This window comes from uncultured Tenacibaculum sp. (assembly GCF_947498805.1).
GTDB lineage: Bacteria > Bacteroidota > Bacteroidia > Flavobacteriales > Flavobacteriaceae > Polaribacter.
The window spans coordinates 176,620-195,111 of sequence record NZ_CANMLT010000002.1 but is presented as its reverse complement, the minus strand read 5'-3'; the positions used below and the strand labels follow the sequence as shown (position 1 = coordinate 195,111).

General features: G+C 31.7%; 15 protein-coding genes. 6 read left to right on the top strand and 9 right to left on the bottom strand.

Annotated elements, in window-relative coordinates; all coding sequences use genetic code 11:
- Positions 1-18 precede the first annotated feature (18 nt).
- From Q0873_RS03935 to Q0873_RS03920, 4 genes are all read left to right on the top strand, one after another.
- Positions 19-885 (top strand): hypothetical protein, encoded by an 867-nt coding sequence (locus tag Q0873_RS03935; RefSeq protein WP_299104519.1) that lies wholly within the window; start codon positions 19-21, stop codon positions 883-885.
- Positions 886-969: 84 nt separating this feature from the next.
- Entirely contained in the window at positions 970-2,952 is a 1,983-nt protein-coding gene (locus tag Q0873_RS03930; RefSeq protein ID WP_299104518.1) for an alpha/beta hydrolase-fold protein, read from the top strand.
- A 101-nt stretch (positions 2,953-3,053) separates the two neighbouring features.
- Complete coding sequence (locus tag Q0873_RS03925) at positions 3,054-3,911, top strand: AraC family transcriptional regulator (RefSeq protein WP_299104517.1); 858 nt, start codon at positions 3,054-3,056, stop codon at positions 3,909-3,911.
- An 87-nt stretch (positions 3,912-3,998) separates the two neighbouring features.
- Entirely contained in the window at positions 3,999-4,772 is a 774-nt protein-coding gene (locus tag Q0873_RS03920; RefSeq protein WP_299104516.1) for a hypothetical protein, read from the top strand.
- An 867-nt stretch (positions 4,773-5,639) separates the two neighbouring features.
- Here the strand turns inward: Q0873_RS03920 and Q0873_RS03915 are convergent.
- Both Q0873_RS03915 and Q0873_RS03910 read right to left on the bottom strand, forming a co-directional pair.
- Entirely contained in the window at positions 5,640-6,125 is a 486-nt protein-coding gene (locus Q0873_RS03915) for a GNAT family N-acetyltransferase (RefSeq protein WP_299104515.1), read from the bottom strand.
- Positions 6,125-6,664, bottom strand: coding sequence for a lysophospholipid acyltransferase family protein (locus Q0873_RS03910; RefSeq protein ID WP_299104514.1), 540 nt, complete (start codon positions 6,662-6,664; stop codon positions 6,125-6,127). Before Q0873_RS03910 ends, Q0873_RS03915 begins: the two co-directional genes overlap by 1 nt.
- Positions 6,665-6,744: 80 nt before the next feature.
- Between Q0873_RS03910 and rmuC the strand changes: the two genes are divergently transcribed.
- Positions 6,745-8,118 carry a DNA recombination protein RmuC gene (gene rmuC, locus Q0873_RS03905; RefSeq protein WP_299104977.1) on the top strand — a complete coding sequence of 458 codons (1,374 nt, stop codon included), beginning with the start codon at positions 6,745-6,747 and terminating at the stop codon, positions 8,116-8,118.
- 100 nt (positions 8,119-8,218) lie between these two features.
- Here the strand turns inward: rmuC and Q0873_RS03900 are convergent, their stop codons facing one another.
- From Q0873_RS03900 to glyA, 4 genes are all read right to left on the bottom strand, one after another.
- The gene (locus Q0873_RS03900; protein WP_299104513.1) at positions 8,219-8,863 is read right to left on the bottom strand and encodes a hypothetical protein; all 645 of its coding nucleotides are present in this window, start codon (positions 8,861-8,863) and stop codon (positions 8,219-8,221) included.
- 154 nt (positions 8,864-9,017) lie between these two features.
- Positions 9,018-9,206: a hypothetical protein gene (locus tag Q0873_RS03895; RefSeq protein ID WP_299104511.1), complete on the bottom strand. Its 189-nt coding sequence runs from the start codon at positions 9,204-9,206 to the stop codon at positions 9,018-9,020.
- A 155-nt stretch (positions 9,207-9,361) separates the two neighbouring features.
- Positions 9,362-11,365: an IPT/TIG domain-containing protein gene (locus Q0873_RS03890; protein ID WP_299104510.1), complete on the bottom strand. Its 2,004-nt coding sequence runs from the start codon at positions 11,363-11,365 to the stop codon at positions 9,362-9,364.
- 12 nt (positions 11,366-11,377) lie between these two features.
- A complete protein-coding gene (gene glyA / locus Q0873_RS03885) occupies positions 11,378-12,649 on the bottom strand; it encodes a serine hydroxymethyltransferase (protein WP_299104509.1) in 1,272 nt (423 codons plus the stop codon).
- 178 nt (positions 12,650-12,827) lie between these two features.
- On the opposite strand from glyA, the gene fahA reads away from it, so the two are divergent.
- Positions 12,828-14,108 carry a fumarylacetoacetase gene (gene fahA / locus Q0873_RS03880; RefSeq protein WP_299104508.1) on the top strand — a complete coding sequence of 427 codons (1,281 nt, stop codon included), beginning with the start codon at positions 12,828-12,830 and terminating at the stop codon, positions 14,106-14,108.
- A gap of 58 nt (positions 14,109-14,166) precedes the next feature.
- Here fahA and Q0873_RS03875 read toward each other — a convergent pair whose 3' ends face one another.
- The 3 genes from Q0873_RS03875 to Q0873_RS03865 all read right to left on the bottom strand — a co-directional run bounded on the left by Q0873_RS03875 (position 14,167) and on the right by Q0873_RS03865 (position 18,484).
- Positions 14,167-15,885, bottom strand: a complete 1,719-nt coding sequence (locus tag Q0873_RS03875) for a S41 family peptidase (protein ID WP_299104507.1) — start codon at positions 15,883-15,885, stop codon at positions 14,167-14,169.
- Positions 15,886-15,978: 93 nt separating this feature from the next.
- Positions 15,979-16,830: a type II CAAX endopeptidase family protein gene (locus tag Q0873_RS03870; protein ID WP_299104505.1), complete on the bottom strand. Its 852-nt coding sequence runs from the start codon at positions 16,828-16,830 to the stop codon at positions 15,979-15,981.
- Positions 16,831-16,930: 100 nt separating this feature from the next.
- Positions 16,931-18,484, bottom strand: coding sequence for a DEAD/DEAH box helicase (locus Q0873_RS03865; protein ID WP_299104504.1), 1,554 nt, complete (start codon positions 18,482-18,484; stop codon positions 16,931-16,933).
- Positions 18,485-18,492: the final 8 nt, after the last annotated feature.

The window sequence follows — 18,492 nt, the reverse complement described above, 5'->3', positions numbered from 1 at the left end:
TCTATAAATATGACAAACATGAAAAAAATTAGCGTGCTAGTAATCTACTTAGTATTTGTAGTATTTTGCTTTGCACGTCAGAACCAAAAGGAGAAAATATATACCAATAATATTGAATTTACCGAAAATATATATCTAGGACAAAAACCTCCAGGCTTAGTACCAGAACTATTTGCACCGGATATTATTAAAACCGAACATAGGGAAGCTGAAGCAGCCTTTACACCAGACTTAAAGGAGTTTTATTTCCGTAGAAGAGGAGGGAAGTATAAAAGGAATACCCTAGTGGTTGTTCAATACAAAAACAATAAATGGGTGGAGTCTGTTGTACCACCCGTGGCAGGGGAACCATTTGTTTCTTTTGACGGTAAAACCCTGCATTTAGGAAATAAATATAGAGAACGAACCGAGACAGGTTGGTCTGAAGTAAAGCGTCTTGACGCTCCTTTTAAAGATATTCGTATCATGCGTTTGACCGCTTCCTCTAAAGGAACTTATTATTTTGATGAAGCTAGTGAAACAGGTGCAATTCGTTATTCTAGCTTCATAGATGGTAAACATCAAAAACCAGAAAACTTACATATTGATTTAGGAGAATGGAATGCACATCCATTTATTGCTCCTGATGAATCATATATAATCTGGGATGCTCAAAGAGAAAGCGGATATGGTAAAGCAGACCTCTACATAAGTTTTAAAAAGAAAAATGGGACATGGGGTGATCCTATTAATCTAGGGGATAAAATAAATACTGAATTTGGAGAAGCTTATGGAAGTGTATCTCCAGATGGAAAATATTTTTTCTTTCATAGAGGTTATGGCGGTGATACCGGAGATATATTTTGGATGGATGCCAAGTTTATTGAAGATTTAAGACCTCAATAGGAGAGAACTTATAATACATGTTTAGTACACCACTTTTTTAGTAAATGACTCAGTTAGCTAACTGAAAATCAAACAATATTTAAAATGAAAACTATAGAAAAAATAATTTTGATGAGTTTCATTGCTTTGAGCACTGTCTATGCTCAGAAAAATGACACGCAACAAATCATATCAAAAACAAAAAATAATGCCTTAGTAGTACCACAAATTCAGGTAATTCCCATAAAAAATACTAACACTGGTCAGGAATATGAGCTTTATATCGAATTGCCTGAAAATTATGCTAAGAACAGTTCTAAAAAGTACCCTGTGTTGTATTATACAGATGCTGGATGGCATCAGGAAATGCTATCTGGAGCTTCAGAATATCTATTAGAAGATGTTATTTTAGTGGGAATCTCTTGGCAAAAGAACATTTCAGAAAAACTAATGAAAAAATTTGGGAAACACGCCAGTCGCTTTTTCGATTATTCATTCTGGAAGGGTACAAAATCCAATCATTTCTCAATAAAATTTGGTCAAGCCGAAAACCATTTAAAATTTATTCGTGACGACGTAATGACATATGTAGAACAAAACTATCGTACAGACCCTAATAGTAAAAGTTATTTCGGTTACTCATTAAGTGGTGCTTTTGGGGCATATACCTTGATCACACAACCGGATACCTTTGATAATTACATTCTTGGTAGTCCTTTGAGTAAAAGGTTAGTGTCCTATTTAGCTGAGATTAATTCGAAACGTGCAACCAACAAATCCGCTGAAAATAAAAAGTTACATGCCAATGTATATATGGCATATGGTAGTTTAGAAAAAGATACAGAAGAACCTGCTAGAGAGTTTTTCAATTTGTTTAAAAACCGAACCGATATACGACTGTCTAAACAACATGAAATTATTGAAGGTAATCATCAAACTGCATTTCCAAGAATTGCTATAGAAAGCGTGGCTTGGTTAGCATCCATGATGACACATATTTCTACTGATAGCAATGAGATTTCATTTTGGGATATTCCACATTTAAATAAGGCCTTTATAAGTACCACTCCTGAGGACAGAAAAGACGGAATAGTAGCAGATACTTTAAGCGTTAGTAACAAGGACAAAAAGGCTATTTTAAACCTTTCTAAAGAACTATTTGATAATAAACATGGAAATTATGATGCCTTGCTTATTTCACATAAAAACAAATTAGTTTTTGAGTCTTATTATAAGAAAGGACGCATTAATGTACCTCACGGACAAGCATCAGCTACCAAAGGATATACCAGTTTAATCATAGGTAGAGCCATACAAATGGGTTATTTATCTATGGAAGATCTAGACAAACCTTTAATAAGTTTTCTAAAAGATGTTGACCCAAGTAAATTTACCAAAGGAGTGGAAAAAATAACCCTTCATAAAGCCTTAACCATGCAAGGAGGATTGAATATTGATAGGGAAAAATGGAAAGAGTTTGAGAAAGATTCGGTAAGATTAAAAGGACAAGGGCTAGTACAAACACTTTTAGAGCAAAGTGCTCCCATAACCTTGGAATCTCAGATATATTTATATGGCAATTTTAACCCGATAATGGTAATGACTGTGATTGATGCAGTGGTTCCAGGAACAGCTGAAGACTTTATTAAGAAGGAATTACTAGACAAACTTGGTATTCATAAATATAACTGGCCAAATCATATAAACGGTTTACCACATGCGGGGTCGCGTGTAAAATTCTTATCGCGTGACATGATTAAATTAGGAAATCTAGTACTTAACAAAGGAAAGTTAAACGGTGAACAACTTATTTCTGAAGAATATTTGGCTAAGGCCACCAGTGGAATTGTTAAACCTACTCAAGATTGGATGCCAAAAGACTATCGTTATGGCTATTTTTGGTACCAAACATTGGTAAAGGTTGGTAATAAAAATTATGATGTTAGATTTGCCTGGGGAGGAGGCGGACAGCGTGTTATCGTGGTTGAAGAACTTGATTTAACCATTGTTATTTCTGGTCATGATAGAGATGATACTTTAATGAAACAAATTTCTGAAGTTGTAATCCCAGCCTTTGTAAAGAAGTAAACTTAGAGTAAAACATATCTAATTTATAATTAAACAATACCTAGGAGGGAAGCAAAATACTATTGAATGGTAATTAAATCATTTTGTTTTATTTTGCCGTTATGAATAATGAAACACAACTTGGACGTTATAAAAAGTTAACTTCTTATATAGATAAAAACTTCAAAGAAGATATTGATATAAAGAAGATAGAAGAAATATGTCATTATTCGTATCGAAATATCAATCGCATCTTTTTGGCATTACATAATGAAACAATAGGAAAATACATAAAACGAATACGCCTAGAAAAGGCAGCACAATATTTAAAATTTTCTGATTCAAAAATAGCAGATATTGGGTTTTTAGTAGGCTTTGAAAATGCACCCGCATTCAACAAAGCTTTTAAAAATAAATTTAACTGTACTCCTAAAGATTTTCGTAATACTACAGAAGTCATCCGAGAAACAACAAAAACGCCAGTTGTTATAAATGTGAACCAATTAGAATTTAGTATAGAGTTTCTTCCAGATTTTGAGTTCTTATATTTACAATATCGTGGCATTTTTAATGATAATATCGCTGTTGAAAAAACATGGGAAAAACTTTTGAATTACAGTGAAAAGGAAAACCTATTATCCGCTAAAACATTTTTTTTAGCGGAACTTTTAGATGATAATGAAATTAGTGATAGTGTTCATTTTCGTTATAATTGTGCAATTAGCCTTGATAAGTCAATAAATTTTGAACCAAAAGATTTATTTAAAGTAAAGAAACACAAAAGGCAGAAATATGCTAAATTCAAATACATTGGACCATATAAGAAGAGCCAAGAAATCTACCATAAAATTTATAGATACTGGCTTAAAGATGTTCAATTAGAATTTGCCGATAAACCTTCGATAGAAATATACCCGAGTTTTTTTAAATCAACCTCTGAAGAAAATCAAATTATAGAAATTTATATTCCTGTTCAGTAGATTGTCCAAAAAGGATAACTTTTCACTAACCTTCACATGTAGTTTTGTGCTGTAATTAATTTATAAATAGATTAAAACAATAACAAAATGAAGAACACTAATTTTTTAAATGCTTGTATAATTATTTTTATGTTGAACTTGTTTACCGCTTGTAGTCAAGAAAAAGAACAATTAGCCAATAACACGAATTTTAATCCTCCAAAGAACATTCAAATTAAAAGGACATATGCAATGTCCACTGATGGTATAAAAACAGGAAAAATGGAAGCTACTAGAAAAGTAGATTTATCTAAAAAAAGAACATTAATAAAAGATGAAGCTAAAAGTTTAATAAGTTTCTATGAGCCTTCAGACACCAAATCTGAAGAGACATTCTGGTTAGGAGCAAATGGTTTAGAAGAATATAAAGGGCAATTTGTAAATCTTAACACTAATGAAACCTTTAAAAATCAATTTAAGTTAGAAGGTAAAACATTACATTTTGAATCTAAATCTTTAAAAGATTCAAAGTTATTTAAACAAAAGTTTATAAAAGGAAAGGATTATCACACTGCAACCATTTATATTGATCCTACAGATAGAGAAATGACACCTGGCAAAGAGTATAACAGGAACATGTTGGATGTTTCTTTTGCTAGAACAATGAAATTAAAAGAAAAATTTCTTAGAATGGACAAGTTTACATTAGGGCAGTATACATTTGATTGTCATGTGATATATATAGACTATGGGCATTTACACGGTGAAGTATGGTTGGCTAAAGATGAATTAGGATGGTTTTTAATTTATGAAAAAGCTACAGCAACCGAAGGGTCGTTTGAATTAGTTTTAGATGGTTACCAAAAAACTAAAATTAATTAGATAACAGAAGTTTAAAATTAATAATAATGTTAAAAGCACCTTAAAATGGTGCTTTTAACATGTATGTCTTAGATTACTTTTATATATTGCGCGCCCGTATGGTATAGATTTCGGGGGACTTCTGAACTATATATGAAACGGTTAAGTTAGTATTAGGTACATGTATATACATGTACCTTTTTTTGTATTCAGAAAAATTAGATTTTGATAGGAATTACATATGATAATTTCTATTTAACATAACATTTATATTTTTAGATTAAAATATATATATATCATGTAAATCATAGGATGGCTGAGAATCGCGTATTTGAAAATTTCTTGGGTTTAGTCTTGAATACGACGAAGAAATTAAATGTGGTTTTAGTTAAAATTATATAAAACTACTTATAGTTAGAATATCATATTTGGGTATTGACATAAAATCATTCTAGAGAATTGTAGCTTTCGAATATAAATAAGCAACAAGTCGTAAAACGGCTGTAACATAATTACTCACAGGTATATATTGTTTTAGAGGATTTCGTGAATCTCCTAAAGTCGATTTGTTTGACGATATAAAGCTTTAATAATTTCCGTTAACATTATATCTGATATTATGTATAAATAGCCATAAGCGGTTATACAGAAATTAATATATGTGTATTATAATGTTCTGCGTTATGTAACTTTGCTTTGGTGAAAAGCGAAGTTCTTTAACCCAGTTTTATTGATTTTTTTCTTTCCAAAAGTTTCTTTAAAAATGTAATGGAATAGTACTATAATTAATATTATGTTAAATAGAGTTTATTTAAACTCAAATATGACTATCTCCCAAAGCAGTCTCATTTTATTACAAATTTAAAGGAAACAAAATTCTACAGCGTACTAATCCAGTGCTTTATACATAATATAGGTATCTACAAAGCCATGTTGTGCATGTCGGAATCCGTTTGGTGTAGTTCCAATAATTTCAAATCCGAAGCGTTGCCATAATTTTACAGCTCCTATATTGGTACTTACCACAATATTAAATTGCATTGCTTTAAATCCGGATGCTTTGGCCATTTCTAAAGAATGTTCACATAATTTTTTGCCAATTCCTTTTCCTTGAGCTTCTGGATGAATCATATAACTACCATTGGCAATATGGTCTCCTAAGTCTAATTGATTGGCTTTGATTATATAAGTACCTAATATTTGTCCATCTTCCTCATATACAAAAGTTTGCATATACTTAGCAAACCAATGCTTTTCTAAGTCTGTTTTAGGAGTATTTGGGTCAAACACATAGGTCTCAGCTGTTTGAATTACACTAGAGAAAATCTCCCAAACAGCATCATAATCTGCTAAAGTGGCTTTCCTTATACTCATTATTGTAACCCAGGGTTCGCTCCAACTACATCTTTATAATAGTCTTTTAAAAAGGCCAAATCTTTGTCAAAGTCGTCTGTTAAATAATATGGTTCAGATACCGCAATTTGCTTTCTACCGAAATCTAGTGTAAACATTAAAATTGGTACATTCGCTCCTTTAGCTATATAGTAAAAACCTGTCTTCCACTCCTCTACTTTCTGACGTGTACCTTCTGGTGATAAGGCCAAACGAAACTCTTCTCTGCTGTTAAAAATATCCACAATAGAATCCACTAAGTTTGTGCTCTTACTTCTATCTACAGGAGCACCACCCAACCATCTAAAAATAAAGCCAAACGGAGGTTTGAATAAGGACTTTTTACCTATAAAATTGATCTTAACTCCCCATGAATTTCTTGCTAAAATAGCTATAGGAAAGTCTTTCCAACTGGTATGTGGTGCTCCAATAACTACGTATTTCTTTAAATCTTTCGGAAATTCACCTACCAACTTCCACCCTAATACTTTCGAAAAGATAAATTTAGATAACATGTACATTCATATTTAGTCTCAATGATACGGTTTTCAGTATAAACATCAAAAAAAATCAGATATATTTGTCTAAAAGAACTCAACGAATGCAAGACCTTGTTATCTATCTTATTATCGGTATTATAGCGATTATCATAGGAATTATTATTGGTAATTTATTAGGAAAGTTAGCTTTAAAAAAGGCTACTACTACTTTAGAAAGCGAAAATAACAGCTTAAAAGCGGCTGTAAGCAATCTAGAAATTCAAAAACAAGAAAAGGACAAGAATTTACAGCAGTTTCGTGAAGATGTAGCCAAGCAATTAGAAGAAAAAACCAAGGAAAACAATGAGTTACGTCGCGAAAAAGAGTTTTCTTCTATAGAATTAGCTAGAAAAAACGAAGAATTAAAGAATTTGCAGCTAAAACTCAATGAAAATAAAGAAGAAGTTGGAAAGCTTCAGGAAAAATTTACTAAAGAGTTTGAAAATTTAGCCAATAAAATCTTAGACGAAAAGTCGAATAAATTTACGGAGCAGAATAAAAAGAATATCAAAGAGATTTTGAATCCGTTACAAGAAAAGATTCAAACCTTTGAAAAAAAGGTAGAAGACACGCAAAAAGAGAGTATTTCCATGCATTCTGCCTTAAAAGAGCAATTATTAGGTTTAAAAGAACTCAATGCTCAAATGAGTAAGGAAACTATCAATTTAACCAAAGCCTTAAAAGGAGACTCTAAAACTCAAGGAAATTGGGGAGAATTGGTGTTAGAACGTGTTTTGGAAAAGTCTGGATTAGAAAAAGATCGTGAATACTTTGTACAACAGTCTTTTGTAAATGATGAAGGTAAACGTATTATGCCCGATGTAGTCATTCATTTACCAGACAATAAAAAGATGATTGTCGATTCAAAAGTATCTTTAACAGCTTATGAGCAGTTTGTTAATACAGATGATGAAGCTGATAAAATACGTTTCTTAAAGGAACATATCGGATCCTTAAAACGACATGTAGAACAACTTTCAGAAAAGAAGTACGAGGATATTTACAAAATTGAATCACCTGATTTTGTATTGTTGTTTGTACCTATAGAACCAGCATTTGCTGTAGCTTTAGCAGAAGATAACACCCTGTATAATAAAGCTTTTGAAAGAAATATAGTTATCGTTACCCCTACTACCCTATTGGCTACTTTACGTACCATAGATACGATGTGGAATAACGAAAAACAACAGCGTAATGCTTTAGAAATTGCCCGTCAGGCTGGTGCTCTATACGATAAATTTGAAGGTTTATTAAAAGATTTAATTAGTATTGGTAAAAAAATAGACGGCACCAAAGCAGATTATACAGCTGCAATGAATAAATTGGTAGAAGGACGTGGTAATTTGATAACAAGTGTAGAAAAGCTAAAGAAAATGGGTGCTAAGGCTAAAAAGGCCCTACCACAAACCATTATTGAAAGAGCTGAAGAAGAATAACTGTTCTTCACTCTTATCTTATAAAAACTTCAAAGACTGTCTATTATTCATAGACAGTCTTTTATTAAAAATGAAAGAAAAATGTTGCCAACTAAAGCAACTATTGAAGTTTTAAAGTATATCTTCCGTGCGCATTTTCTATTTTTAATTCTTTATTTAAAAACGTATTCTTTACCAAACAATCAAAAGAATAGTAAATGACAATCGTTTGTGATTCATAATCCACTTCTAAATTATCTATGCTAAAATGAAATGAATCCAATCGAGAATCGTTTTGAAATTTCATAGAATCATAATGTGGTAAACTGCCATCTTCATTTCTAGGTGAGTATTGAACAGAAATACCTGGATGGGATAAGTAACTATCATCAATTAGTTGAGAGTATTGATAGTTTTTAACCTTAAAAATTTCCAAGCGATCCGCAAATTTTATGAAGGTACTTGGATACGGCTCTAACTCCTCTATATGCTTCTTAAAATGAAATGTAATAAAGACTTGGCTGGTATTGAATTCATAAAACATATAACCAAATTGATATTGCATTTTAGCCAAATCATTTTGGGTTAATAAATCACGACTAGTGCCCGATACATATAAAGGACCTCTAATTTTTTTACCATTAAAAATTCCTTCAATATAATCCTCTTTGATTGGGTTAAAATTACCCAGATTTATTTCTTCTTTTGAACAAGAAATAAAACATATCATTACCAAAATTGTCCATACAAAGTTTCTTCTTTTCATATCCTATTTTTTTTACTACTATAAAAGTATCTATAGAGCCGAAATAAACAGGTGTAAACTTTCCGAACAAGCGATTTTTATTGCTGAATAATTTCCCATATAAAAAGCCACCTAACAATAGGTGTCTTTTCCCAATCAAACATTAGCTAATAAATTAAGCCGGTATGCATACTCCCTTATTAGAAAAGAAAGATTCACGTTGACATATCCATCCTGGTTCAAACAACCATTGACAATGAGCATGACTTGAACATACCACACCACTAGTTCCTCCATTGATACTCGTTTGGTCTGATTTACTTAATTTTTTAACACCTGTAAGATTTAGAATATTTCTTTTCATAATAAAAGTTATAATTAGTTAAACATATGCATTCAAAAGTAATTGCATTCGATTTTCTAAACCTAACGGAAATCAGGGATTTCATATCCACCAAATAAAAAACGCTATCAATAGAATATGATAGCGTTATATAATTTAAAACTTTAAAGTTTGTACTATTTAACCAAATCTCCCATATATAAAGTATAGTCAGTATAAGAATTTACTGTTTTTAATTCATAAACATAAGGGATGCTATTATGTTTAAAAGAAAAAACTCTTTTATAGTCGTTATAATAAATACTTACTCCTGGTTTATGCATTTCAGTCCAACTATTGGTAAGTGTATTATATTTAAATACTTTATCACTCACATAGTGAATCTCATTATTAAAAACATAAGAAGTTGATTTACCCTGTGGATTCGGGTTATCGGCCAATCGCTCCCAAGTATTATTTTCTAAGTTCAATCTCCAAAAATCTGCATACTGACTTCCATCTGCTCCATTATTAAAATAAACGAAATTGTCTTTAATATCTATACATACGTACCTTCCTCTATATATTTCTTTATTAAAAGGAAGCTCTGTAAACTTAGACCAGATATCTAAATCAATATCATACTTCCACAATTGAGCAAAATCTTTTCCTGCAACGAAATAAATATCATTTTTATAGGTGAAACCATCACCCAATTTTGTATTATCGTCCTTTTCTATAGGTATAGGACTTAGTTTCGTAACATTTCCTGTATGAATATCCAACTTAAAGAAGTTTTCATTAGTTGCAGTTGTTGTAACACCATAAATTTGTTTTTTATACTCAGAATACACCAATTTTTTCATGTGTGGAGTGATTACTAAATCATCTTTAAAAGTAATTTTATGCTCAACATCCCATTTTCGATCATTGTGATTATAACTATACAAGTACATACCATCGGTGGCTCTATCTGAAGCCAAAATATAAGCTTTATCTTTAGATGCAGTTAAATATGCATCTCTAAAAGGAGGAAATTCTTTTTGAGAAATTCTATAGAAAGGATTAATAACCTTTACAGTAAAATCTGAAACAATTTCTTTATCTGGAGCAACTTTCCAAATTAAAGGATGCTCCCTTTCTTCTCCACCATAAATAGCAATTTTTTGTACATCATTAAATGCTGAAAACCCTGTTTTTACACCCCCAAAATAAATATTTGATCGAACTTTCGATTCAGGTACTTCTCTATCAAAATTTAACTCGTGGTCATCTCGGATATATACTTCTCTTGGGAAATTAGTAAACTGTGGTTCGTATAAAGAAAAACCATCATAATGGGTATAATCATCTTGACTAAATATCTTAATTTGAGTATAGTTATATAGAACATCATTTGGTACGATTATTCTCATACTATCTCTATACACTTTTACAACTTCAGCTTTAACGTTTCCAATATGGGCTTTACTATGATATTTGTATGAAACATTATCAAAATGCTTTCCAACTATTGTAATGGTATCTGTATAAAATGCTGATTTTGGTTCTACGCTTGTTACAATTGGTTTATAAAGTTGCAATAAACCGTCTTTAGCATATTTTTTTCCAAAAGCTTCTACTGTTATCTCTGTTTTTCCTCGTTCTGGTCTCGGAACCACAAACTTAATTTCCTTCTCCGTTACCGACAATATATTTGCATATGAACCTCCATATTTAAACTCTAAAGATCTCTTATCTCCTGCTGGAAAGTTTGCTCCTGCCAACGTTACCGTATCTCCAATATGAGCAATGTTAGGTAAACAAGTATTCAAATGCATTTTAGCACTACCTTTAGACAGAAAAGAGAAACGCTCTCCTCGATACGTTTCATTTTCTGTCTCTATATATGCATTGTAGTAATATTCAACATTAGGGTATAATCCATGATTAACACTCAGTGAATATTTTCCATTCTTTATTTCGGTGTCAACCGAATGATTGACACTATAAAATATGTTGTTTGAATTAGCAAATAGCTCAAAACCATAGCTAACAACATTCTCTTTTCCTTTATCTACAATATTCCCAGTAAACGTTACACCTCCTCCAGAAGGAATTGTTGCTGGCAATGTTTCAATAATCGGAATTAAAGAGCCTTCTTCTTCATTCTTACATCCAATTAATAATGTAAGAGCAATCAATAAAATACTTTTTCTCATTCTTTTTTTTAGTTACACAAACAATTTTCTAAAGCTCATCATCTCAAATACCTTCTCTCCTATTTGCTCTAAAACTTCATCGTTTGTTGCATTGGTAATCGCTTCATCAATTAAATCAACGATTTTTACCATATCTTCTTCTACTAAACCACGAGTAGTAACCGCAGCAGTACCTACACGGATACCAGAAGTTACAAATGGTGATTGTGTATCAAAAGGAACCATATTCTTATTTACAGTAATTTCAGCCTTTCCTAATGCTTCTTCTGCTTCTTTACCTGTAATATCTTTGTTACGTAAATCAATTAGCATACAATGGTTGTCTGTACCTCCAGAGATGATGTGATATCCTTTCGCTACAAATGCATCTGCCATAGCTTTCGCATTTTCACGTACTTGAATAATATACTCTAAAAAGTTATCAGATAAAGCTTCTCCAAAAGCGACTGCTTTTGCTGCAATTACGTGCTCTAATGGCCCTCCTTGGTTTCCTGGGAACACCGCTGAGTTAATTAAGGTTGACATTTTCTTTAATTTTCCAGACTTTAATTTTAATCCAAATGGATTTTCAAAGTCTTTTCCAATCATAATTAACCCTCCTCTTGGTCCACGTAACGTTTTATGTGTTGTTGTAGTAACAATATGACAATGTGGTAATGGATCAGATAAAATTCCTTTCGCAATTAACCCTGCAGGATGCGAAATATCAGCCATTAAAATAGCTCCAACACTATCTGCTACTTCTCTAAAACGTTTAAAATCCATATCACGAGAATACGCAGAAGCACCGGCAATAATTAATTTTGGTTTGTGCTCTTTAGCTTGCTTTTCTAAGTGATCATAATCTATTAATCCGGTCTCTTTATCTACTCCATAAAATACAGGATTGTATAATTTACCAGAAAAGTTTACAGGTGATCCGTGTGTTAAATGTCCACCATGTGATAAATCAAAACCTAAGATAGTATCTCCTGGTTGTAAGCAAGCTGCAAAAACAGCCGTATTCGCTTGTGAACCTGAGTGTGGTTGTACATTTACATATTCAGCTCCGAATAATTCTTTTGCTCTATCAATTGCTATTTGCTCAACGATATCTACTACTTCACATCCACCGTAATAACGTTTGTTAGGATATCCTTCAGCATATTTATTCGTTAAAACAGAACCTTGTGCTTGCATTACTTGCTCACTCACAAAGTTTTCAGAAGCAATTAGCTCTAAACCATTAGTTTGTCGCTCTTTTTCAGCTCTTATTAGTTCAAAAATTTGACTGTCGTGTTGCATTGTTGTTTATTTAATAATAAAACCTCAAAAATAACAAATTCCTTTCATGTTCAAACAAGATTCTTCTTATAAAATTATACCAAAATTTACGATTATTTTACCTTGATTTTTTTCAGAATTTACATTTTAAATGCAAAAAATTATGTAGGTTTGATGAAAATAAAAACTACACGATTAAATGGAAATAACTGCAAATAATCCGAATAGAAAGTCATGGATTAAAGTTGATGAGAATTCAGATTTTCCTATTCAAAATATTCCCTTCGGCGTTTTTTTAACTAAAGACGACATCATTACAATTGGTACTAGAATTGGTGATTATGCTATTGATTTAGGAGCTTTACATCAATTAGGATACTTTGATGGTATTCCTTTAACAGATGATATCTTTTTACAAGATACCCTAAACGATTTTATAGCAGATGGGAGAAAAACTTGGCGTTTAGTACGTAACAAAATTGCAGACATCTTTGATGTTACCAATAGTCAATTACGTGATAATGCTGAGCATAAAGACAAAATTATTTTTAGAATGGAAGATGTAGAAATGCAATTACCTGTTTCTGTGGGTGATTATACTGATTTCTACGCAAGTAAAGAACATGCTACCAATGTGGGGTCTTTATTTAGAGATCCAGAGAATGCTTTATTGCCAAACTGGTTACACATTCCTATTGGATACCATGGAAGAAGCTCTTCTATTGTTCCTTCTGGTACTCCTATTCGTCGTCCATTAGGACAACAAAGACCTAGTGAAGGTGAAGTAAAACCTAATTTTGGTCCTTCTAAATTATTAGATTTCGAATTAGAAATGGCCTTTATTACTACAGTCGCAAATGATTTAGGTGATAGAATTCCTATTGAAGAAGCTGAAGATTACATTTTCGGATTAGTATTATTCAATGACTGGTCTGCACGTGATATTCAAGCTTGGGAATACGTGCCTTTAGGTCCTTTCTTAGGAAAGAACTTTGCTTCTACTATTTCTCCTTGGATTGTTACTTTAGATGCTTTAGAGCCGTTTAGAGTAGACAACCCAAAACAAGTTCATGAGCCATTACCTTATTTACGTAAAGAAGGAAAAGATAGTTACGATATTAACTTACAAATGGCTATCAAACCAGAAGATACAGAAGAAACTGTTGTTTGTAACTCAAACTTTAAGTATATGTATTGGACAATGGTACAACAGTTAACGCACCATACGGTAAACGGATGTCCGGTAAATGCGGGTGATATGATGGGAAGTGGTACTATTTCTGGACCTACTAAAGATAGTTTTGGTTCTATGTTAGAATTAACATGGAGAGGACAAAACCCATTAAAAATGAATGATGGTACAGAGCGTAAATTTATCAATGACCACGATACTGTAATTATGCGTGGATATTGTAAAAATGACAAAGTACGTATTGGTTTTGGTGAATGTACTGGTAAAATTTTACCTGCTGAAGAGTAAGATTCACAAAGCTTATTAAGAATAAAAAACTCGCTATTAACTAGCGAGTTTTTCTTTTTTAATAGATATTTATAACTTCCAATACAGTATTTAAAACTTTGTCTCTACCTTCAAAATAATCTATTGCGGTTACCTCTACTGGAATATGCGGAGCAATCCACTTTCGATGATCTTCAGCACTAGATGTTTGATGGTACTGAGAAGAAACTAACCCCATTAATCCAGAATATGGTAACTTAAACCAATTTGCTTCTCCTATATGATTAGGGCTTGAACCGCTAGGTTCTCCCACTAAAATGGCGTTTGTATATTTTGTGATGTCTGTTAATAGGTTTTGAGCTGCTGAAAAAGTTTCTCTGCCCATCAACACAAATATTTTTCCTTTTGGATGTCTAAGCTCAAAATTTAGGATCAGTTTTAATATTGGTTTTAACAAAGAACCATTGCCACCATGATTAAACCTTAAATCTAAAATTAAATGTTCAAACTTATCTTTTTCAACCTCTAAAGATACCCTAGCTACATAATCTTTTATACTCTCTTCCTTTTTATTGGCCACTGCATTAAATTGAATGTATAATGCTTTTTGCTTTGCAAATGATGTATGCCAATAAATCTCTTTTTGCTTCGATAAATAAAGAGGTTGCACTTTTCTTTTTAATTTGGAAAGCTTAGGAAAGTCAGAGAAGTTCCATTTTTCTGGGCATAGTTTTATCTCTTTTGTAGCTCCTGCGCTATTTTTTAAAAGTATATTAACCTCCTTGTTAGAGTTTACAATACCTAACTCTTTTAAAACGTCTGGTAAACTCAGATAATAAGGGCCTAACCAAAGCATTTGCATATCATTATCTCTTGCATTCACAAGGTTTGTTTTTGCTAAAGCTTCTTTTACAGGTATCCCTTCTATTGAAATAACTTTATAACCAATCCATCCTTCAAATTCCTTTTTGGCGTCAACAATGAACATACCATCTTTAAATAGATAGAATTGTACTGGTAATTGCTTTAAAGCATTTTGTTTAGGTGTTGTAGGGATTATTAAATTGTGACCGTTTCCCAAACTTCCTAATATTTTCATCAACTTTACAATGATTTGTTGATCTGTTAGTTGGTCAATATTAGACTTGATATAATCTGCCTGTTTATCAATCAACTCAAGGGTTGTTTCATTAATTCTATAATGAGTTTGCTTTATGCTGTTTATAAAATAATTAATGTCTTCAATCCAGGCAGTATTTCTGTTGAAAGTCTTGTTTTTATAAGTTCCTATAAGCTTTTTAAAATCAACATCTTCTCTAAAAGCTTTAAATGCTGAACTACCACTTAAGAAAGGCTTTTCGTCATAACGAAACTCTACGGCTTTTTTCAACCATTTAAGCATGTTTTGTTTATCATTTGTTAAGGCATAGGCTTTAGAAATTCTAATCATAATATCATTTGAAGGTGAAGAACCTGTAGGAATTCCTTTTAAGACAGTTCCTCCCTTGTCTAAACATGATTTAAAGGCTGTTATAGCTTTAGAATAAGCCTTTGTTTGGTATGAAGCTATTCCAAGCAAATAGTATAAATCACCATCATTTTGATATTGAGAAGTTAGATTTTCCAATAATTGAATTGCTTCAAACCATTGCTTGTTTTTTACGAACTGAACAGCCAATTCTCTTTCTTTAAAATATTCAACAGCATTTGTTACTTTATTATTGAGTGTTTGTGAACTCAATTTTCCTACGCTAAATAGTACAATAAGTAAAATGCTGATAGTTTTTAGTAATTTCATTCTAAGGTTTTATGATTTCATATAATAGACATTATGTGTACCTAAATAGTTGCCTCTGGATAGAAGTTATATTCGATATAAGAAAAAGACCTTCTATAAACCTTCTACTCTAGCTTTTCGTAAGTAATAAATCGCAAAGAACACAGTAATAATAGGAATCATAAACCCATATTCATCAATCCAAAATGTAGAAATATCCTTTGAAATTGTTAGAGGCGTTGCTATTTTCTGAATATAAATATTATGAACAGAATGATATATTGCAGCTGGCCATAGACTTTCAGATTTAAAGGTATAATACGTAAGTATTACAGAAATACTCACAATCATAATCGTAAATGCAATGATGTGTAGGTATAAATGTTCTCCTCTCCCATATATTAAATGGATAATAGGATAATGCCAAACCGCCCAGATAATTCCACTTACCAATACAACTTTATTAAATGAGAGTACTTTTCTAAGTTCAAAGATTAAAAAACCTCTCCAGCCAATTTCTTTACCTAGAGTTGATCCTAAATTTTTAATTACACCAACGGTTAATAATAAGACTATCATTACAGTCGCAACAAGTATTTCATTAGCACCTTCTAGTCCTAATTCTTTACTCCAAGTAGTTATTTTTTCAAGATTGATAAAATTTGCTACACCGAAAATCCAAATAAAGAAATAAGCTATAGAAACATATAGTAATGGTACAGCATATCCTCGTTTTAGAAAGCTAAACTTTTTTAATCCCCATGGCAAAGAAGCAAAGCTTTTTCCTTTTATTAATAACGTTACAAAAGTTGCCAATGACGGTGCAATCATTAAGAGTCCGACATATAAGCTAGTTGGATTTAATTTTAATATTGCATAATAAGCTATAGCACTAAATAGCAATAGAAAAACAGAGAAAATACCTATAGAGTTCCAAGCTTCTTTGTGAACCGTATCATTATTCATGTAAATATATTTTGTTAATACCGACGATAGCCCCATATTTTTGTTACAAAAAAAATCCATTTCAAACGAAATGGATTTTTTATTTATATCTGTTATTATATTATTCTTCTTCTGGTGGCGGATGCCCATGAATTTGCTCATACACTTCATCAAAGTTATTACGTAAATATGCGTTTAACTTCTTTCTATAGTCATCACGTAACCAATCAATAAAATTGTGCGTACTCTTAGATATACATTTTGAGTATCTATGAATTCTATCATCTATATCTCCACCTAATAACTTAGCCAAAATTAAAGCGTCGAAAACATCTTCACTGTTTTCAATACACATTTTAGCATGATGTTCAATTGATTTCTCTAATACACGTTTTGAAGACTCTCCTCCTTGTATTGTATCTCTATAAACCTTCTTAACATCGAAATACAAATCTTTAGAATTAGCAAACTCTGCTTTTACTTCTGCCGGAAGTTCATATTTAAAACTACTTTCAATTTCTTCATCCGTTAACAAATTATCTAAATAGAAACCTGGAGCTCTAAACATTTTTTGCCAGTCTAAATCAGCTCCCCACGGTCCAAAACGATGAAAGTTGTTACCTAAATCAATTACATTGAAAGTTGGTTTGTTTTCTAAAATACGAGAACCACGTCCAATCATTTGGTAATACAACGTTAATGACTTCGTTGCTCTATTTAAAATAATTGATTCTACCGTTGGTTCATCAAATCCGGTTGTTAAGATACTTACTGAAGTTAAAATAGCATTCGGTGTTTCCTTAAACCATTTTAAAATCGCTGCACGCTCTTTTTTAGAGTTTGTATTATCTAAGTGTGCAATTGGATAACCAGCTCTTTTAAACGTATCATATACGTATAAAGAAGTGTTAATTCCGTTGTTAAAAATTAAAGTTTTGGTTCCTTTTGCTCTTTCTTCGTAAGCTTTTACAAGCTTACTTAACATATCAGTATTTGTATATAAATCTTCTGAAGATTTTACTGTATAATCTCCATTTGCCCCTACTTCTAAAGAAGTTAATCCAACATTATAAGAAAAAACCTCTGATCTTGCTAAATACTTCTTTTCAATTAAAGAAGATATCGATTCACCAGCAATCAATTGATCATAGTTTTGATTCATTGGTAACTTGATATTCGAACTTAAAGGAGTCGCTGTTACTCCTAAAATAAACGATTTATCAAAGTATTTAAATAATTTAGTAAACGAGTTATAGTGTGCCTCATCAATAATAACCAATCCAACATCAGAAATGTCTAACATATCGTCATTTAAACGGTTATTTAAGGTTTCTACCATAGCAACAAAACAATCATAATTCGACTGGTCATCTAAACTAGCTTTACTATCAATAATTTTGTTTTCTACATTAAACTCACCTAACATTCTAGCCGTTTGTTTACATAACTCAATTCGGTGAGTCATAATCAACACTTTCTTTTGATAGTGTTTTAAAAACTGACGGGCTATTTCAGAAAATATAACTGTTTTTCCTCCTCCTGTAGGGAGTTGATACAACAAATGATAATTTTGGGGAGCGTCTTCAAAAGCCTTAAAAATCTTATGAAGTGCCTCCTTCTGATAATCATATAATTGTTTCCCTACTTTCTTGTTTACGGTAGTGTTTTCGCTCAATGTATACT